The following is a 15,932-nucleotide window of genomic DNA, read 5'->3' as shown; positions in this document are numbered from 1 at the left end:
CCCGGTCGCGCGCATGAATTCGGACATGGCACACTGGGATGGACAGAGCTAGCGTGCTCCGGGGTCGGTGAAAGTCCGAACCGGCGGTGACAGTCCGCGACCCGGCCGATGCCATCGGCCGGTTGACCCGGTGAAATTCCGGGACCGACGGTGAAAGTCCGGATGGGAGGCAGCACGCGGGTGCCCGGCATTGCGCCGGGTGCCCCACGGTGCGTTCGCGTACCGTGTTCGACCCCCCGGGGCCCGCCACGGCTTGGAGCTACTGGCGAGTAGGAGGCCCCCGGTGGCGGGATCCCCGCAGGACGCGGTCCACATGGCGCGCGCCGTCGAGCTGGCCGCCCGCGGTCACGGTCACACCAGCCCCAACCCCGTCGTGGGCTGCGTCGTGCTCGACGCCGCCGGCCGGGTCGCGGGTGAGGGGTTCCACGCGTACGCGGGAGGGCCGCACGCCGAGGTCGCCGCCCTGCGCGAGGCGGGGGAGCGGGCCAGGGGCGGCACCGCTTACGTCACCCTGGAACCCTGCGACCACACCGGCCGGACGGGCCCGTGCAGCGGCGCGCTGCTGGAGGCGGGCGTGGCCCGCGTCGTCCACGCGGTCGCCGACCCCAACCCGAAGGCCGCCGGCGGCGCCGGGCGGCTGCGCGCGGCCGGGGTCGCCGTGACGGCCGGGGTGCTGGCCGAGGAGGCGGAGCGGGTCAACGCCGAGTGGCTGACCTGGGCCAGGCTCGGCCGCCCGCACGTGACGTGGAAGTTCGCCGCCACCCTCGACGGCCGCTCGGCCGCCGCCGACGGCACCAGCCAGTGGATCACCTCTCCCGAGGCCAGGGCCGACGTGCACCGGCTGCGCGCCCGCAGCGACGCGATCGTGGCCGGCATCGGCACCGTGCTGGCCGACGACTCCCGGCTCACCGCCAGGCCGGCCCTGGCCGAGGGCCGCCCGCTGCGCGTGGTCGTCGACCCGGACGCCAGGACGCCGGCCACCGCGCGGGTGCTCGACGGCGCGGCCCCCACGCTCGTCGCCGTGGCCGCCGACACCGTCACGACCCTCGGCGCCGACCTGCTGCGCGTGCCCCGCGACGGCCGCGGCCTCGACCTGCACGCCCTGCTCAAGGAGCTCGCCGCCCGCGAGGTGGTCAGCGTGTTCCTGGAGGGCGGCCCCACGCTGGCCGGGGCGTTCCTGGCCCGCGGGCTGGTCGACCGGGTCGTCGCCTACGTCGCGCCCGCCCTCCTCGGCGCCGGCGCCGCCGCGCTGGGCGAGGCCGGAGTGCGCACCATCGGCGAGGCGCACCGCCTGATCTTCGACGAGGTTTCCCCCATCGGGCCGGACGTGCGCCTCGTCGCACGCCCCGCGCCCCCGCACCCCCGCAGGGAGAAGTGAATGTTCACCGGAATCATCGAGGAGAAGGGCGAGGTCGTCGCCGTCGAGGCGGCCGGCGGCGGCGCCAGGATGTCCGTACGCGGCCCCGTGGTCACCTCCGACGCCCGTCACGGCGACTCGATCGCCGTCAACGGCGTCTGCCTCACGGTCGTGGACGTGCGCGGCGACGTCTTCAGCGTGGACGTGATGAAGGAGTCGCTCGACCGCAGCTCGCTCGGCGCCCTGTCGGAGGGCGGGGCGGTCAACCTGGAGCGCGCGGTCCGGGCCGACCAGCGGCTCGGCGGCCACATCGTGCAGGGCCACGTCGACGGCACCGCCGAACTGCTGTCCAGGGAGCCCGGCGACAACTGGGACGACCTGCGTTTCAGCCTGCCCGCGTCCCTGAGCAGGTACGTCGCGGAGAAGGGCTCGATCGCCGTCGACGGAATCAGCCTGACGGTGACGACTGTTGACGACGGAAGCTTCGGCGTGAGCCTCATCCCGACCACGCTCAAGCTGACCACCCTGGGCGAGCGCCAGGTGGGCGACCTGGTGAACCTCGAGGTCGACGTGATCGCGAAGTACGTGGAGAGGCTGGTGGGCGCCCGATGAGCTGGGCGGACGCATCGATCGACATCTTCGGCCTGCCCGTGAGGTGGACCGACCTGATCGGCAACATCTGCGCGCTGGCGACCGTGGTGTTCGCCATGCGCAAGTCCATCTGGACCTGGCCGGTGCAGTTCACCGGCGCCGTCCTGCTCTTCGCCGCCTCCATCAGCGCGCACGTCACCGGCAACGCGCTCAAGCAGGCCCTGTTCGGCCTGCTGGCGATCTACGGCTGGTGGAAGTGGCGCCAGGGCACCCAGCAGCACGAGCTGGCCGTGCGGCCCGCGACCGGGCGCGAGCGGCTCGTGCTGATCACCGCGGCCGTGCTCGGCACGATCGTGGTGGCGGCGCTGTTCAAGACGTTCAACCTGTCGTGGTACCCGGACGCCCCGCTGGCCGTGGTGGCCGCGGACGCCTACATCTTCGTCGGCGGCGCGGTCGCGACCTGGGCGCAGGGCCGGGCGCTGGTCGACTTCTGGATCGTCTGGGTGGCCGTCGACCTCGTGGGCGTGCCGGTCGCGTTCAACTCCGGGCTGTACGTCTCGGGCGCGGTGTACGCGATCTTCTTCGTGATGGTGCTGGTCGGGTTCGTCAAGTGGCTGCGCGAGTACCGCGCCTCCGCACCGGCCGTGGCGGTGGCGTCATGACCGGGGGCATCCTCGACCCGGTCGAGCGGGCGATCGAGGACATCAGGGCGGGCCGGCCCGTCGTGGTCGTCGACGACGAGAACCGCGAGAACGAGGGCGACATCATCTTCGCCGCGGCCAGGGCCACGCCCGAGCTGCTCACCTTCACCATCAGGCACACCAGCGGCGTCATCTGCGTGCCGATGGAGGGCCGCGAGCTCGACCGGCTCGGCCTGCCGCTCATGGTCCACCAGAACCGCGAGCGGCTGCGCACCGCGTACACGATCAGCGTGGACGCCCGCGACGGCGTCACGACCGGCATCTCGGCCGCCGACCGGGCCAGGACGATCCGGGCGCTCGCCGACTCCGCGACCGAGCCGTACGAGCTGGTACGGCCCGGCCACGTCTTCCCGCTGCGCTACCACGAGGGCGGCGTGCTGGTCAGGCGCGGCCACACCGAGGCGGCCGTCGACCTGGCCAGGCTCGCCGGGCTCAGCCCCGCGGGCGTGCTGGCCGAGGTGGTCAACGACGACGGCACCATGGCCAGGCTGCCCGAGCTGCGCGTCTTCGCCGACGAGCACGACCTCGCGCTCATCTCCATCGAGCAGCTCGCCGACTACCGGCGGCGCACCGAGAGCATGGTCACCCGGGTCGCCGAGACCAACCTGCCCAACGCGTACGGGATGTGGCGGGCGTACGGCTACTCCAGCTCCATCGACGGCGGCGAGCACGTCGCGCTGGTCTTCGGCGACCTCGGCGACGGCGAGAACGTCCTGGTCCGCGCCCACTCCGAGTGCCTGACCGGCGACGTGTTCGGCTCGCTGCGCTGCGACTGCGGGGTGCAGCTCGACCACGCCATGGCGGCCATCGCGGCCGAGGGCCGCGGCGTGGTCGTCTACCTGCGCGGCCACGAGGGCCGCGGCATCGGGCTGCTGGCCAAGCTGCGCGCCTACAGCCTCCAGGACGCCGGGGTCGACACCGTCGACGCCAACGTCGAGCTGGGCCTGCCGATCGACGCCCGCGAGTTCTCCAACGCCGCCCAGATCCTCGCCGACCTGGGGGTCAAGGGGGTGCGGCTGCTCACCAACAACCCGGTCAAGGTCACGGGCATGGACGGCTACGGCATCAAGGTGCTCGGCCGCGAGCCGATGCCGGTCGCGGTGAACCCGTACAACGCCCGCTACCTGCAGGCCAAGCGCGACCGGCTGGGCCATTCCATCGAACACACGGACATCGGCGGCACCCAGGAGGCCTCATGAGCGGCGAAGGACGTCCCGCGATCACCACGGCGCCCGACGCGTCCGGGCTGACCGTCGGGGTGGTGGCCGCGAGCTGGCACGCCGACATCACCGACCGGCTGGTGGACCGGGCGGTGCGGGCCTGTGAGGACGCCGGCGCCACCGCCACCGTGGTGCGGGTGCCCGGCTCGCTCGAACTCCCGGTGGTCGCCCAGGCGCTGGCCCGCCGCTGCGACGCGGTGGTGGCGCTGGGCGCGGTCATCCGCGGCGAGACGGCCCACTTCGACTACGTGTGCGACTCGGTCACGACCGGGCTGACCAGGGTCTCGCTCGACGAACGCACCCCGGTCGGCAACGGCGTGCTCACCTGCGAGAACCTCGGCCAGGCGCTGGACCGATCGGGGCTGCCGGACAGCAAGGAGGACAAAGGGTACGAGTCCGCGATCGCCGCGCTGGAGACCGCACTCCTCCTGCGGACCCTCGGCTGACCTGCGGTACATTCTCGACCGTGCCTGAGCTCGTGCCACCTCCCCCGCTGCCCGTCGTCTGGCGCCCGCGCCGGGGGAGGATCGTCGCCTACACCTTCGCCACCCTGATCGTGCTCGGCGCGGTGGTGATGGCGATCCTCATCGCCCCGCCGTTCCAGCTGGCCGACCGCATCGCGATCGTCGCGTTCGGCTGCGCGGTGGCGTTCGTGCTCCACCTGCTCGGCCGGGTGCGGGTGGAGGCCGACGACGAGGGCGTCACCCTGGTCAACGCGGCCCGCACCCACCGCTACACCTGGCCCGAGGTCCTCGACGTGACCTTCGTGCAGGGCGACCCGTGGCCCCGTGTCGACTTCTCCGACGGGCGGACGATCGGCGCGATGGGCATCCAGGGCTCCGAGAAGCCCGCGGCCCGCCGCGCCATCGCCGAGCTCACCGCCCTCATCCACGACCGCGGCGAGGCCCGCGAAGACTGACGTGAGACCTCACTTCACGTCATAGAGGGCGTCGATTATCAGGAAAACGGTGTGACCCGTAGCCTGAAAGCGTGCGTCGGCGGACAATGAGGGCGATGGACATCGAGTCGCCGGAAAAGCTCATCGAGCTGCTCGACCGGCATGCGTATCTGGCCGACGAAGGTCTGGCCACGGCCGCGTTCCTGGCGCTGCGGATGCGGCGGCCGCTGTTCCTGGAAGGGGAGGCGGGCGTCGGGAAGACCGAGCTGGCCAAGACCCTGGCCGGACTGCTCGGGGCGCCGCTGATCCGGCTGCAGTGCTACGAAGGGCTGGACGCCGCGCAGGCCCTGTACGACTGGGACTTCGCCCGGCAGCTGCTGCACCTGAAGGCGGCCGAGGTCGCCGGCGTGACCGACGTGCGGCGGCTCGAAGGGGAGATCTACGAGCGGCGCTTCCTCATCGCGCGGCCGCTGCTCAAGGCGCTGGAGACGCAGCCGAGCGTGCTGCTGGTCGACGAGATCGACCGGGCCGACGACGAGTTCGAGGCGTTCCTGCTGGAGGTGCTCTCCGACTTCACCATCTCCGTCCCGGAGCTCGGCATGATCAGGGCGGAGTCGCCGCCGGTCGTGGTGGTGACCTCCAACCGGACGCGGGAGGTGCACGACGCGCTCAAGCGCCGCTGCCTCTACCACTGGCTGGAGCATCCGAGCTTCGAGCGGGAGGTGGCGATCCTGCTGCGCCGCCTGCCCGCCTGCACCGAGACACTGGCCCGCCAAGTCGCCGGGGCCGCCGAGCGGCTGCGCGGGGCCGACCTGGTCAAGCCGCCGGGCATCGCCGAGACCCTCGACTGGACCGAGGCGCTGCTGACGCTCGGCGCCGACGAGCTCGACCCTGGCCGGGCGGCCGCCACGCTGGGCGCCGCGCTCAAGTACCGGGAGGACGTCGAACGCGTCCTGGGCAACGGGCTGCTCCGCCATGACTGATTTGGCCGCCACGATGACCGGGTTCGCCCGTACCCTCAGGGCGGCCGGGGTCGCGGCCGACCACGAGCGCACCCAGGGCTTCCTGCGCGCGCTGGAGCAGCTGGACGTCGCCGTCCCCGGCGACGTCTACTGGGCGGGCCGCCTCACGCTCTGCGCCGGCCCCGACGACCTGCCCCGCTACGACCGTTGCTTCCACGCGTACTTCGGCGGCGCCAAGGCCACCACCGCCCCGGCCGCCGTCACCTCCGTCACCCGCTACACCGCGGCGGGCGAGAGCGCGGAGGGCGGGCGCGAGGGCGAGGCCGCGCCCGCCACCGCCAGCAGCACCGAGGTCCTGCGCCACCGGGACGTCGCCAGGCTCACCGAGGCCGAGCGCGCCGAGGTGCACCGGATGCTGACCATGCTCAGGGCCAGGCGGGCCACACGCCGCTCGCGCCGGTACGAGAGCGCCCACCGGGGCGTGCTCGACCAGCGCCGCACCATCCGCGACGCGCTCAGGAAGGGCGAGGTGGCCAGGCTGCGGCGCCGGCGGCACACCACCAGGCCGCGCCGCGTCGTGCTCTTCGTCGACGTGAGCGGCTCCATGTCGCCGTACGCCGAGACGCTGCTGCGGTTCGCGCACGCCCTGGTGCGCAGCGAGCCGCGGGCCACCCGCGTGTTCTCGGTCGGCACCCGGCTCACCGCCGTCACCGCCGAGCTGCGCCACCGCGACCCCGGCACCGCGCTCGACGCGGTGTCGCGGGCCATCCCCGACTGGAGCGGCGGCACCCGGCTGGGGGAGGAGCTGAAGGAGTTCCTGTCCCGGCACAGCGCGCGCGGCGCGACCGTGGTCATCGCCTCCGACGGCTGGGAACGGGGCGACCCCGAACTGCTGCGCGCCCAGATGGCCCGGCTGGCCCGGCAGGCGCACCGGGTGATCTGGGTCAACCCACACAAGGGGTACGAGGACTACCAGCCGCTCACCGGCGGCATGCGGGCCGCCCTGCCCTACCTCGACGCCCTGGTGGCCGGGCACAGCCTGGCCGCCTACGAGGAACTCACCGAAAGGCTCGCCCATGCGTGACGTGCTCCCGGAGATCATGCGCTGGTGGAGGTCGGGGCTCGAGTTCGGGCTCGCGACGGTGGTCGGCACGTTCAACAGCGCGCCCAGGCCACCGGGCGCCGCCATGGCGGTGCGCGGCGACGAGGTGGTCGGCAGCGTGTCCGGCGGATGCGTCGAGGGCGCCGTGTTCGAGCTCGCCACCGAGACCCGCCGCCCGGTGCTGCAGAGGTACGGGGTCAGCGACGACGACGCGTTCGCCGTCGGGCTCACCTGCGGCGGCATCATCGACATCTTCGTCGAGCCGATCTCCCGCGACACCTTCCCCGAGCTGGGCGACGTGGCCGCCTCGATCGAGGAGCGCGAGCCGGTCGCCGTCGCCACCGTCCTCTCCGGCCCCGGCGAGGTCGGCGCCCGCCGGATCATCTGGCCCGGCCGCTCCTCCGGCTCGCTCGGCCCCGGCCGCCTCGACGACGCGGTGGACGACGACGCCCGCGGCATGCTCGCCCAAGGGCTGACCGGCATCCGCCACTACGGCGGCGAGGGCGAGCGGCGGCTGGACGACCTGGCCGTGTTCGTGCACTCGTTCGCGCCGCCGCCGCGCATGCTGGTGTTCGGCGCGATCGACTTCGCCGCGGCCGTCGCCCGGGTCGGCAAGTTCCTCGGCTACCACGTCACCGTGTGCGACGCCCGGCCCGTCTTCGCCACCCCCAAGCGCTTCCCCGACGCCGACGAGGTCGTGGTCAAGTGGCCGCACGACTATCTGGCCTCCGTCCCGGTGGACGAGCGCACCGTGATCTGCGTGCTCACCCACGATCCCAAGTTCGACGTGCCGCTGCTGGAGGTGGCGCTGCGCACCCCCGCCGGGTACGTGGGCGCCATGGGTTCGCGGCGCACCCACGAGGACCGGATGGACCGGCTGCGCGAGGCCGGGCTGACCGAGGAGGAACTGGCCCGGCTGCGCTCGCCCATCGGGCTGGACCTGGGGGCGCGCACTCCGGAGGAGACGGCCGTGTCCATCGCCGCCGAGCTGATCCAGCTCCGCTGGGGCGGGTCCGGCCGGCCGCTGTCGACCACCCGGGGCCGCATCCACCACGACGGGTAGGGGACGGCCATGAAGGGGGGCGGGGTGGCGGGGCTGCTGCTCGCGGCCGGCGAGGGCTCCCGGCTGGGCAGGCCGAAGGCGCTGCTGGAGCTGGCCGGGGAGCGGCTGGTCGACCGGGGGGTGCGGCTGCTGGAGGAGGGCGGCTGCCACCCGGTCGTGGTGGTGCTCGGGGCGGCGACCGTGCAGGTGCGGGGGGCGGTTGCCGTGCGCAACCCGGACTGGCGGTCCGGCATGGGGTCCTCGCTGAGGGCCGGGCTGGCGGCGCTGCCCGCCGAGTCGCGGGCCGTGGTGATCGCGCTGGTGGACCAGCCGCTGGTGCGGGCCGAGGCGGTGCGCGCGCTGATCGCCTCCGGCGCCGGGGTGGCCGTCGCCACGTACGGCGGCCGGCGCAGGAACCCGGTCCTGATCGAGCGCCGCCACTTCGCCGAGGTCGCCGCCCTGGCCCGCGGCGACGTGGGCGCCCGCCCCTTCCTGGCCGCGCATCCGGAGCTGGTGACCGAGGTGCCGTGCGCCGGCGACCCCGCCGACATCGACACCCCCGGCGATCTGGCCAGGCTGGAGCCTCGGCTGCTGGAACCTGAGTGAGCGACCGCGGTCCCGTCGTCGTCAGAGGCGGAACGAGGCGACGGCGGCCCGGTGGTCGCTGCCGGTGGCCGGGGCCACCTCGGCCCGCGTGGCGGTCATCCCGCGGAACAGGATGTGGTCCGGCCGCGTCACCGGGAACCCGGCCGGCCAGGTGAACCCGAACCCGTCGCCCGCGACCTCCTGCGCGTCGGTCAGCGGCGGCGTCAGCCCGCGCATGCCCCGGTCGGTGGTGGCCGTGTTGAGGTCGCCCAGCAGCAGGATCCGCTTGCTGCCGTCGCGGTCGATCAGCTTGCGCGCCTGCGCCAGCGAGGCGTCCCTGGAGGTGGTCTCGCCCGGCCGCGCAGAGGCGAGGTGCATCACGTACACGGTCACGTCGCCCTTGGGGGTCCGCACGGTCGCGCGCAGGGCGCGCACCCAGCCCATGCCGACGTCCAGCGGGCGCTCGCGGCTGATCGGGTAGCGGCTCCACAGGCCGACGGTGCTCACCGCGTAACGGTGCTCGAACATCCGGTTGAGCTGCTTGGCCGCCGGGCCGCCCGGGGTGAGCTCCTGCGCCGCCAGCAGGTCGAGGTCCTCGGCGACGGCGCGTACGGCCTCGCCCGAGGCGTCGTTGCGCACGCCCACGTTCACCGTGCCGACCGCCAGGTCGCTCGGCCCGCCGGGCGGGGTGCGCAACAGCGCGGGACCGAACATGACGCCCCACACGGCCGCCGGAGCCAGCACGGCGCCGACGGCCGCGGTGGAGCGGGCCAGGGCCGCGCCCAGCAGCAGGACCGGCACGGCCAGGCCCAGCCACGGCAGCAGGCTCTCCATGACCGTCGTGAAACCGCCCAGGGCCGGCACGTAGCGGTGTCCGGCCAGGACCACGGCGAGGACGGCGGACACGACGACGACGACGCGCTTCAGCACTCTGACCAAGGTAGCCCCTCGCTGGCTCCAGCGCGGACACGCTAACCTGACGGCATCGGAACGGAACATCATTCTGTGGTGGGAGCGGGCATGCGGATCGGAATGACACTGGGCTACTCCGGGGGATTCAAGGAGACGGTGGGAGAGCTCGCCGACTACGAGAAGGCCGGGCTCGACATCGTCTTCGTCGCGGAGGCCTACAGCTTCGACGCGGTCAGCCAGATGGGATACATCGCGGCCGTCACCGAGCGGCTGCAGATCGCCTCCGGCATCCTGCCGATCTACTCGCGCACGCCCGCCCTGATGGCCATGACGGCCGCGGGCCTCGACTACATCTCCGACGGCCGCTTCACCCTCGGCCTCGGCTCCTCCGGCCCGCAGGTCATCGAGGGCTTCCACGGCGTGCCCTACACCGCCCCGATCGGCCGTACCCGCGAGGTCATCGAGATCTGCCGCAAGGTGTGGCGGCGCGAGCGCCTGCAGTACGACGGCCGCCACTACACCCTGCCGCTGCCGCCCGACCAGGGCACCGGCCTGGGCAAGCCCCTCAAGATCATCAACCACCCGGTACGTTCCCGCATCCCGATCGTGCTCGCCGCCATCGGACCCAAGAACGTCGAGCTGGCCGCCGAGCTGGCCGAAGGCTGGGAGCCGATCTTCTACGTGCCGGAGAAGGCCGCCGACGTGTGGGGCGCCGCCCTGGCCGCCGGCAAGGCCAAACGCGACCCCGAGCTGGGCGAGCTGGACGTGGTCGCCCAGGCGTCCCTCTACATCGGCGACGACGCCGACGGCCTGCTGGACCTCGGCCGGCCGATGGCCGCCCTCTACATCGGCGGCATGGGCGCCAAGGGCAAGAACTTCTACAACAACCTGGCCAGGCGCTACGGCTACGAGAAGGAGGCCGAGCAGATCCAGGAGCTCTACCTCGACGGCAAGAAGGACGAGGCGGCGGCGCTGGTGCCGCGCGAGCTGCTGGAGAAGATGTCGCTGATCGGCGACGAGGCCTACGTCCGCGACCGGATGCGGGCGATGAAGGAGTCCGGCGTCACCACGCTGAACGTCACCCCGCTCGGCCGCACCCACGAGGAGCGCGTCCGCCTGATCGAGACCATCAAGGACATCGCCTCCTGATCATCGCCGCACCGGTACGCACCCGTCGAAACGCCCGCCTTCCCCGTGCTGGAGGAGGCGGGCGTTTCCGTTGGGGCCTAAGGTTGGTCGAAAACTGAAGTTTGAGCATTGGCGGAGATATGTCCGACGCGACGCCGTCCCTGGTCGCCGGGCGGTACCGGCTTGATGAGCGCATCGGCAGCGGTTCGATGGGCGAGGTGTGGCGGGGGTACGACACCCGCGCCGACTGGACCGTGGCCGTGAAGATGCTGGGAGCCAAGGCGGTGGGGGCGGCCACCAGGGAGGTGCTGCGCCAGCACGCCCAGGCCGTGGCCCGGGTGATCCATCCCAACGTCGCCATGGTGCTGGACGTGGGGGAGCACGAAGGGTCCCCGTTCCTGGTGACGGAGTTCCTCACCGGGCCGAGCCTCGGCGAGGAGCTCGCCGGGCGCGGGCCGCTCAAGGTGGTGGAGGTGTGCGACCTGGCCGGGCAGGCCGCGGCCGGTCTGGACGCGGCGCACCGCGCGGGCCTGGTGCACGGCAAGGTCGGGCCCGACAGCTTCCGGATGGCCGGCAGCGGCGTGCTCAAGGTCGTCGGGTTCGGCCTGACGGGCCGGCCCGGCGGCGACCCCCGCTACCAGGCGCCCGAGCGGCTCGCCGGAGGCGACGGGCAGGCGTCGGCCGACCTGTACGGGCTCGGCGCGGTCTGCTACGAGCTGCTCACCGGCCAGGCGCCCGCCAGGGAGGGCGCGATCGCGCCGCCCAGTACCCTGCGCCAGGGCGTGCCCGCCGAGCTGGACCGGTTACTGCTCGCCATGCTCGACCCCGAGCCCGCCAAGCGGCCCGCCAGCGGCGAGGCGGTGCGCCGCGCGCTGGCCGCCATCGCCAGGCCACGGGCCGCCGCGCCCGCGCCGCCCGCCCCCGCCGCGACCCCGGCCGCGCGGGCCGGGGACACCGCGATCTACGACGCGTCCGAGCTGGCGCCGCCCCCGCCGTCCGGCCGCGAGAACCGCCGCCTGTTCGTCCAGGCCGGCGTGGCCCTCGCGGCCATCGTGGCGGTCACCGTAGTCATGATCTTCCTGGCGAGCGGGGACGAGGACCCGCCAGAGGCCGCCCCCACCACGCAGGCCACCGGCGAGGCGCCGCCCTCACCGACCCCCACGCCCACTTTCACGGCCGAGCCGGAGCCCACCGAGCTCCGCGGCACCGACGCCCTGCCCATCCCCAAGGGCACCGTCGGCCAGTCGGTCCCGCCGGGCGGCTGGGAGACCTGGGTGATGAGGTTCGACGAGGCGGTCACCAGCCAGATGGCCGTGAACGGCATGCACCCGAAGGTGGCCGAGAAGGCCCAGGACAAGCTCAGGAAGGCCGGCCGGAAGTTCGCCGAGGGCGACGAGCGGGCCGGCGTCAGGGAGGTCTCCCACGTCATCCGCGATCTGCGCAAGGCCAGGGACAAGGGCGAGATCGCCCCGGCCGGCCCGCTGTCCGACTGGCTCAACGACTGGCAGATCTAGCGGATAGTGGACCAACCGGAGATCCGCGTACATTAAGCGCGTGACCGTCAACTACGCACAGCGGCGAGCTCGGCTCGCGGCCCTGCTGCCCGCCCACGAGGTCGACGCCATGCTGGTCACCTCGACCGTCAACGTCCGCTACCTCACGGGGCTCGTCAGCTCCAACGCCGCCGCCCTGATCAAGGCCGACGGCTCGGCGCTGCTGGTGACGGACAACCGTTACATCGAGAAGACGCACGGCCTCGACGTGCAGGCGGTCGAGGCCGCCGACGTGGCCGGGGAGCTCGCCGCCCCAGGCGTCGGCATCGAGGCCGCCCACATGAGCGTCGCCACCTACGAGCGGCTCGGGCCCGGGCTCGTGCCGCTCGGCCCGCTCGTCGAAGGGCTGCGCGCGGTCAAGGACGACGACGAGCTGGAGCTCCTCCGTACCGCCTGCGCCATCACCGACCAGGCCTTCGCCGACGTGCTGCACACCATCCGCCCCGGCGTCACCGAGCGCGACGTGGCCCGGCTCCTCGAAGCCCGCATGATCGAGCTCGGCGCCGCCAAGCCCGCCTTCGACACCATCGTCGCCGCGGGCCCGAACGGCGCCATCCCGCACCACGCACCCACCGACCGAGAGCTGCGCTCCGGCGAGCTGGTCACCATCGACTTCGGCGCCGCCTACCAGGGCTACCACGCCGACATGACCCGCACCGTCTGCCTGGGCCCGCCCGCCGACTGGCAGAGCGAGGTCTACGACCTGGTCGCCGAGGCCCAGCGGGCCGGCCGGCACGCCGTCACCCCCGGCGCCACCGCCAAGGAGGTCGACGCCGCCGCCCGCTCCCTCATCGCCGCCGCGGGCCACGGCGACCATTTCCGGCACGGCCTCGGCCACGGCGTCGGGCTCGAGATCCATGAGGAGCCGTTCCTGGGCCCCGCACGTACCGGTAGACTTGAGGATCGAGTTCCGATCACCGTGGAGCCGGGGATCTACCTCCCGGGCCGGGGCGGTGTTCGCATCGAGGACACCCTCGTCACACGACAGGGCGAGCCGGAACTTTTCACCAAGACGACCAAGGAGCTGCTCGTCCTTTAGAGCGGCCACACGCGGGAGAGAACGAGTGGCGACAACCAACGACCTCAAGAACGGCATGGTGCTGAAGCTCGACGGTGGCGAGCTGTGGTCCGTTGTCGAGTTCCAGCACGTCAAGCCGGGCAAGGGCGGCGCGTTCGTGCGCACCAAGCTCAAGAACGTGCTCTCCGGCAAGGTCCTCGACAAGACCTTCAACGCCGGCGTCAAGGTCGAGGTGGCCAACGTCGACAAGCGCGAGATGCAATACTCCTACCGCGACGGCGACGACTTCGTGTTCATGGACACCGAGACCTACGACATGGTCAACGTGCCCTCCTCCACCGTCGGCGACGCCGCCAACTACATGCTGGAGAACACCCTGGCCACCGTGGCCTTCCACGAGGGCTCCGCGCTCTACGTCGACCTGCCCGCCGCGGTCGAGCTCACCATCGCCAGCACCGAGCCCGGCCTGCAGGGCGACCGCTCCACCGGCGGCACCAAGCCCGCCACGCTGGAGACCGACGCCGAGATCAAGGTGCCGCTCTTCATCACCACCGGCGAGCGGGTCAAGGTCGACACCCGCACCGGCGAATACCTCGGCCGGGCCTGAGGTGTCGGCACGGGGCAAAGCACGCCGGCGTGCGCTCGACATCCTCTTCGAGGCCGAACTCCGCGGTGAGGATCCGCTGAAGATCCTGGCCGAGCGGGTCGAGCGCCAGGAGCCCCCGGTCAACGAGTACACCTCCACCCTCGTCGAGGGGGTCACCCGCCATCTCGCCCGCATCGACGAGCTGATCACCACCTACTCCGAGGGCTGGACCCTCGAACGCATGCCCGCCGTCGACCGCAACCTCCTGCGCGGCGGCACCTACGAGCTGCTGTGGATGCCCGACGTCCCCGAGGGCGTGGTCATCAGCGAGTGGGTCCACCTGGCCGGCGAGCTGTCCACGGACGAGTCCCCCCAGTTCGTCAACGGGCTGCTGGCGCGTTTCAAGCAGCTCAAGCCAAGCCTGACGCTCTAGCTCCCGTACGGGCCGGTCACGGCGTCCCCCTGACCGGCTCCTCCGCACGGCCGGCCCGCCGCCACATCCACGTTTCACACCGGGCGTAACCCGCACTGTGGCGTCCGCGCCGTGCTCGCGCTGGGCGTGAGCCGACCGCCGCGCCGGTCACGCGCTGGGCGTAACCCGCCCGGCCCCGCGCGGGCCCCGCCGGTGCCAGCATGGGCGGCGTGCCTCCCGTGCCAGAGCCACGTGGCTGATCGGGTGTTCCGTCCAGCCGCGCTCGGCAACCCCCGGTTCCGCCTGCTGCTGCCCGGCCAGGTGGCCGCGGTCGCGGGCGAGCAGATGTTCGCCGTCGCGATCACCGTCTCCGTCCTCCAGGCGGGTGGTGACGCGGTCGCGCTCGGCCTGGTCCTCGCCGCGCGCGGGGTCACGCTCGTGGTGTTCCTGCCGGTCGGCGGCGTGTGGGCCGACCGGCTGCCGCGGCAGCGGGTCCTGATGGCCGCCTACGGACTCCAGGCCTTCCTCGCGGCGGCTCTCGCCGTGACCGGCACGTTCCCGATCTGGGCGGCGGCCGGGGCCGTGCTGTTGTCGGGGCTGGCCGAGGCGTTCGTCCGCCCCGCCTTCAACGCTCTGCTGCAGGGCGTGCTCGGCGACCACGAGCGCGTCTCCGGCAGGTCGCTGGTCAGCGTCGCGATCCGTACCGGCGTCATGGCCGGGCCAGCGGCGGGCGCCGGGGTGATCACCCTGTCCGGCGCCGGGGCCGCGTACTGGATCACCGCGATGACCTTCGCCGTCGCGGTCCTGGCCCTCTGGCGGGCCGGGGAACCCCGGCGGGAGCCCGCCCGCAGGGCCTCGTTCGTCCAGGACGTCCGCGCCGGCGTCGCCGAGGCGCGGCAGCTCCCGTGGGTGCGCGCCATTCTGATCTTCTCCGCGGTCAACCTCATGTTCGTCATCGCGCCGACGCAGGTCCTGCTGCCGGTCGTGACCACCGCCGCGTTCGGCTCGCCCGCCGTGTACGGGCTGGCGCTCACCTGCTACGGGGCCGGCGGCCTGGCAGGCGGCCTGATCACGATGGCGTGGCGGCCGCGCGCCCCCGGGGCCGTGGCGCTGACCGCGATCGCCCTCTACGCCGCGGCGCCCCTCTCTCTGGTCCTCGCTCCCTCGCCGGCCGTGATCTTCCTGGCGTTCGCGATCGCCGGGGCGGGGGTGGAGACGTACGCGATCCACTGGGAGGTCGCCCTGCAGCGCGAGATCCCCGAGCACCTGATCGGGCGGATCAGCTCGTTCGCCTGGCTGTGCGGCTTCGGCCTGATGCCGTTCGGGCAGGCGCTGACCGGGCCGCTGGCCGCCCTCGCCGGGCCGGCGGCGGTGCTCGCGTCGGCGGCGGCCGTCATCCTCCTCGTGCCGCCGGTGCTGCTCCTGGTCAGGGGCATGCCGCGATTCCGGGACCCGCCGTGACCGGTTGCCCAGGCGGGACGGGCGGGGCGAGGATCGGGACATGGCCACCGAAGACGACGTGCGCAGGCTGGCGCTCGCGCTGCCCGAGACCGGCGAGAAGAGCATGTACGGCACGCCCGCGTTCTACGTCCGCGGCAAGTGGTTCGCCAGGATGCGGGAGGAACCGGACGTGCTCGCGGTGCCGGTGCCCAGCGAGGAGGAGAAGCTCGAGCTCACCGCCGCCCGGCCCGGGGCGTTCTTCACCACGCCGCACTTCGACGGGTACGCCGTTGTGCTGGTCCGGCTGCCGGAGGTGGGCGAGGAGGAGTTGGGCGAACTGCTCACCGACGCGTGGCGGCTGCGCGCCCCCAAGCGGCTGGTGGCCGCCTTCGACGCCTGACGACCCGTACGGGAGCGGTCCAGAT

18 protein-coding genes and 1 riboswitch are annotated in these 15,932 nt (G+C 73.1%); of the genes, 17 read left to right on the top strand and 1 reads right to left on the bottom strand.

The window, feature by feature from the left end; all coding sequences use genetic code 11:
• Positions 1-49: 49 nt before the first annotated feature.
• A riboswitch (FMN riboswitch) is annotated at positions 50-180 on the top strand.
• Between the two features lie 103 nt (positions 181-283).
• The 10 genes from ribD to FR742_RS22090 all read left to right on the top strand — a co-directional run bounded on the left by ribD (position 284) and on the right by FR742_RS22090 (position 8,479).
• Positions 284-1,378 carry a bifunctional diaminohydroxyphosphoribosylaminopyrimidine deaminase/5-amino-6-(5-phosphoribosylamino)uracil reductase RibD gene (ribD, locus tag FR742_RS22135; RefSeq protein ID WP_261808672.1) on the top strand — a complete coding sequence of 365 codons (1,095 nt, stop codon included), beginning with the start codon at positions 284-286 and terminating at the stop codon, positions 1,376-1,378.
• Positions 1,379-1,969 carry a riboflavin synthase gene (locus tag FR742_RS22130; RefSeq protein ID WP_148032704.1) on the top strand — a complete coding sequence of 197 codons (591 nt, stop codon included), beginning with the start codon at positions 1,379-1,381 and terminating at the stop codon, positions 1,967-1,969.
• Entirely contained in the window at positions 1,966-2,610 is a 645-nt protein-coding gene (gene pnuC / locus FR742_RS22125) for a nicotinamide riboside transporter PnuC (protein WP_148032703.1), read from the top strand. The genes FR742_RS22130 and pnuC overlap by 4 nt, the downstream gene beginning before the upstream one ends.
• A complete protein-coding gene (locus FR742_RS22120) occupies positions 2,607-3,848 on the top strand; it encodes a bifunctional 3,4-dihydroxy-2-butanone-4-phosphate synthase/GTP cyclohydrolase II (RefSeq protein WP_148032702.1) in 1,242 nt (413 codons plus the stop codon). Before pnuC ends, FR742_RS22120 begins: the two co-directional genes overlap by 4 nt.
• A complete protein-coding gene (gene ribH, locus FR742_RS22115) occupies positions 3,845-4,315 on the top strand; it encodes a 6,7-dimethyl-8-ribityllumazine synthase (protein WP_148032701.1) in 471 nt (156 codons plus the stop codon). The genes FR742_RS22120 and ribH overlap by 4 nt, the downstream gene beginning before the upstream one ends.
• Positions 4,316-4,335: 20 nt before the next feature.
• Positions 4,336-4,788, top strand: coding sequence for a PH domain-containing protein (locus FR742_RS22110; protein WP_148032700.1), 453 nt, complete (start codon positions 4,336-4,338; stop codon positions 4,786-4,788).
• A gap of 95 nt (positions 4,789-4,883) precedes the next feature.
• Complete coding sequence (locus FR742_RS22105; protein WP_148032699.1) at positions 4,884-5,750, top strand: MoxR family ATPase; 867 nt, start codon at positions 4,884-4,886, stop codon at positions 5,748-5,750.
• Entirely contained in the window at positions 5,743-6,813 is a 1,071-nt protein-coding gene (locus tag FR742_RS22100; protein WP_148032698.1) for a VWA domain-containing protein, read from the top strand. Before FR742_RS22105 ends, FR742_RS22100 begins: the two co-directional genes overlap by 8 nt.
• A complete protein-coding gene (locus FR742_RS22095) occupies positions 6,806-7,894 on the top strand; it encodes an XdhC/CoxI family protein (RefSeq protein WP_148032697.1) in 1,089 nt (362 codons plus the stop codon). The genes FR742_RS22100 and FR742_RS22095 overlap by 8 nt, the downstream gene beginning before the upstream one ends.
• Before the next feature lie 9 nt (positions 7,895-7,903).
• Positions 7,904-8,479, top strand: coding sequence for an NTP transferase domain-containing protein (locus FR742_RS22090; RefSeq protein WP_187281256.1), 576 nt, complete (start codon positions 7,904-7,906; stop codon positions 8,477-8,479).
• A gap of 21 nt (positions 8,480-8,500) precedes the next feature.
• Here FR742_RS22090 and FR742_RS22085 read toward each other — a convergent pair whose 3' ends face one another.
• The gene (locus FR742_RS22085; RefSeq protein WP_148032696.1) at positions 8,501-9,388 is read right to left on the bottom strand and encodes an endonuclease/exonuclease/phosphatase family protein; all 888 of its coding nucleotides are present in this window, start codon (positions 9,386-9,388) and stop codon (positions 8,501-8,503) included.
• A 90-nt stretch (positions 9,389-9,478) separates the two neighbouring features.
• On the opposite strand from FR742_RS22085, the gene FR742_RS22080 reads away from it, so the two are divergent.
• The 7 genes from FR742_RS22080 (at position 9,479) to FR742_RS22050 (ending at position 15,907) form a co-directional block, all read left to right on the top strand.
• Positions 9,479-10,519: an LLM class F420-dependent oxidoreductase gene (locus FR742_RS22080; RefSeq protein WP_148032695.1), complete on the top strand. Its 1,041-nt coding sequence runs from the start codon at positions 9,479-9,481 to the stop codon at positions 10,517-10,519.
• A gap of 119 nt (positions 10,520-10,638) precedes the next feature.
• A complete protein-coding gene (locus FR742_RS22075; protein WP_148032694.1) occupies positions 10,639-12,012 on the top strand; it encodes a serine/threonine-protein kinase in 1,374 nt (457 codons plus the stop codon).
• 40 nt (positions 12,013-12,052) lie between these two features.
• Positions 12,053-13,090 (top strand): Xaa-Pro peptidase family protein, encoded by a 1,038-nt coding sequence (locus FR742_RS22070; RefSeq protein WP_148032693.1) that lies wholly within the window; start codon positions 12,053-12,055, stop codon positions 13,088-13,090.
• Positions 13,091-13,115: 25 nt separating this feature from the next.
• Entirely contained in the window at positions 13,116-13,676 is a 561-nt protein-coding gene (efp, locus tag FR742_RS22065) for an elongation factor P (protein WP_148032692.1), read from the top strand.
• A gap of 1 nt (position 13,677) precedes the next feature.
• Positions 13,678-14,088, top strand: a complete 411-nt coding sequence (nusB, locus tag FR742_RS22060; protein WP_148032691.1) for a transcription antitermination factor NusB — start codon at positions 13,678-13,680, stop codon at positions 14,086-14,088.
• 231 nt (positions 14,089-14,319) lie between these two features.
• Positions 14,320-15,528, top strand: coding sequence for an MFS transporter (locus FR742_RS22055; protein ID WP_187281254.1), 1,209 nt, complete (start codon positions 14,320-14,322; stop codon positions 15,526-15,528).
• Between the two features lie 40 nt (positions 15,529-15,568).
• Positions 15,569-15,907: an MmcQ/YjbR family DNA-binding protein gene (locus FR742_RS22050; protein WP_148032689.1), complete on the top strand. Its 339-nt coding sequence runs from the start codon at positions 15,569-15,571 to the stop codon at positions 15,905-15,907.
• The last annotated feature ends 25 nt before the right edge of the window (positions 15,908-15,932 follow it).

The organism is Nonomuraea sp. C10 (assembly GCF_008017515.1).
In the GTDB taxonomy this organism is placed as follows: domain Bacteria; phylum Actinomycetota; class Actinomycetes; order Streptosporangiales; family Streptosporangiaceae; genus Nonomuraea; species Nonomuraea ferruginea.
This window is presented reverse-complemented; position numbering and strand designations above follow the sequence as displayed.

What these genes read in the sequence shown, in the direction of transcription:
- FR742_RS22130 (WP_148032704.1), top strand. Translation starts at nt 1,379, where the DNA reads ATGTTCACCGGAATCATCGAGGAGAAGGGCGAGGTCGTCGCCGTCGAG.
- pnuC (WP_148032703.1), top strand. Translation starts at nt 1,966, where the DNA reads ATGAGCTGGGCGGACGCATCGATCGACATCTTCGGCCTGCCCGTGAGG.
- FR742_RS22120 (WP_148032702.1), top strand. Translation starts at nt 2,607, where the DNA reads ATGACCGGGGGCATCCTCGACCCGGTCGAGCGGGCGATCGAGGACATC.
- ribH (WP_148032701.1), top strand. Translation starts at nt 3,845, where the DNA reads ATGAGCGGCGAAGGACGTCCCGCGATCACCACGGCGCCCGACGCGTCC.
- FR742_RS22105 (WP_148032699.1), top strand. Translation starts at nt 4,884, where the DNA reads ATGGACATCGAGTCGCCGGAAAAGCTCATCGAGCTGCTCGACCGGCAT.
- FR742_RS22100 (WP_148032698.1), top strand. Translation starts at nt 5,743, where the DNA reads ATGACTGATTTGGCCGCCACGATGACCGGGTTCGCCCGTACCCTCAGG.
- FR742_RS22095 (WP_148032697.1), top strand. Translation starts at nt 6,806, where the DNA reads ATGCGTGACGTGCTCCCGGAGATCATGCGCTGGTGGAGGTCGGGGCTC.
- FR742_RS22090 (WP_187281256.1), top strand. Translation starts at nt 7,904, where the DNA reads ATGAAGGGGGGCGGGGTGGCGGGGCTGCTGCTCGCGGCCGGCGAGGGC.
- FR742_RS22080 (WP_148032695.1), top strand. Translation starts at nt 9,479, where the DNA reads ATGCGGATCGGAATGACACTGGGCTACTCCGGGGGATTCAAGGAGACG.
- FR742_RS22075 (WP_148032694.1), top strand. Translation starts at nt 10,639, where the DNA reads ATGTCCGACGCGACGCCGTCCCTGGTCGCCGGGCGGTACCGGCTTGAT.
- FR742_RS22050 (WP_148032689.1), top strand. Translation starts at nt 15,569, where the DNA reads ATGGCCACCGAAGACGACGTGCGCAGGCTGGCGCTCGCGCTGCCCGAG.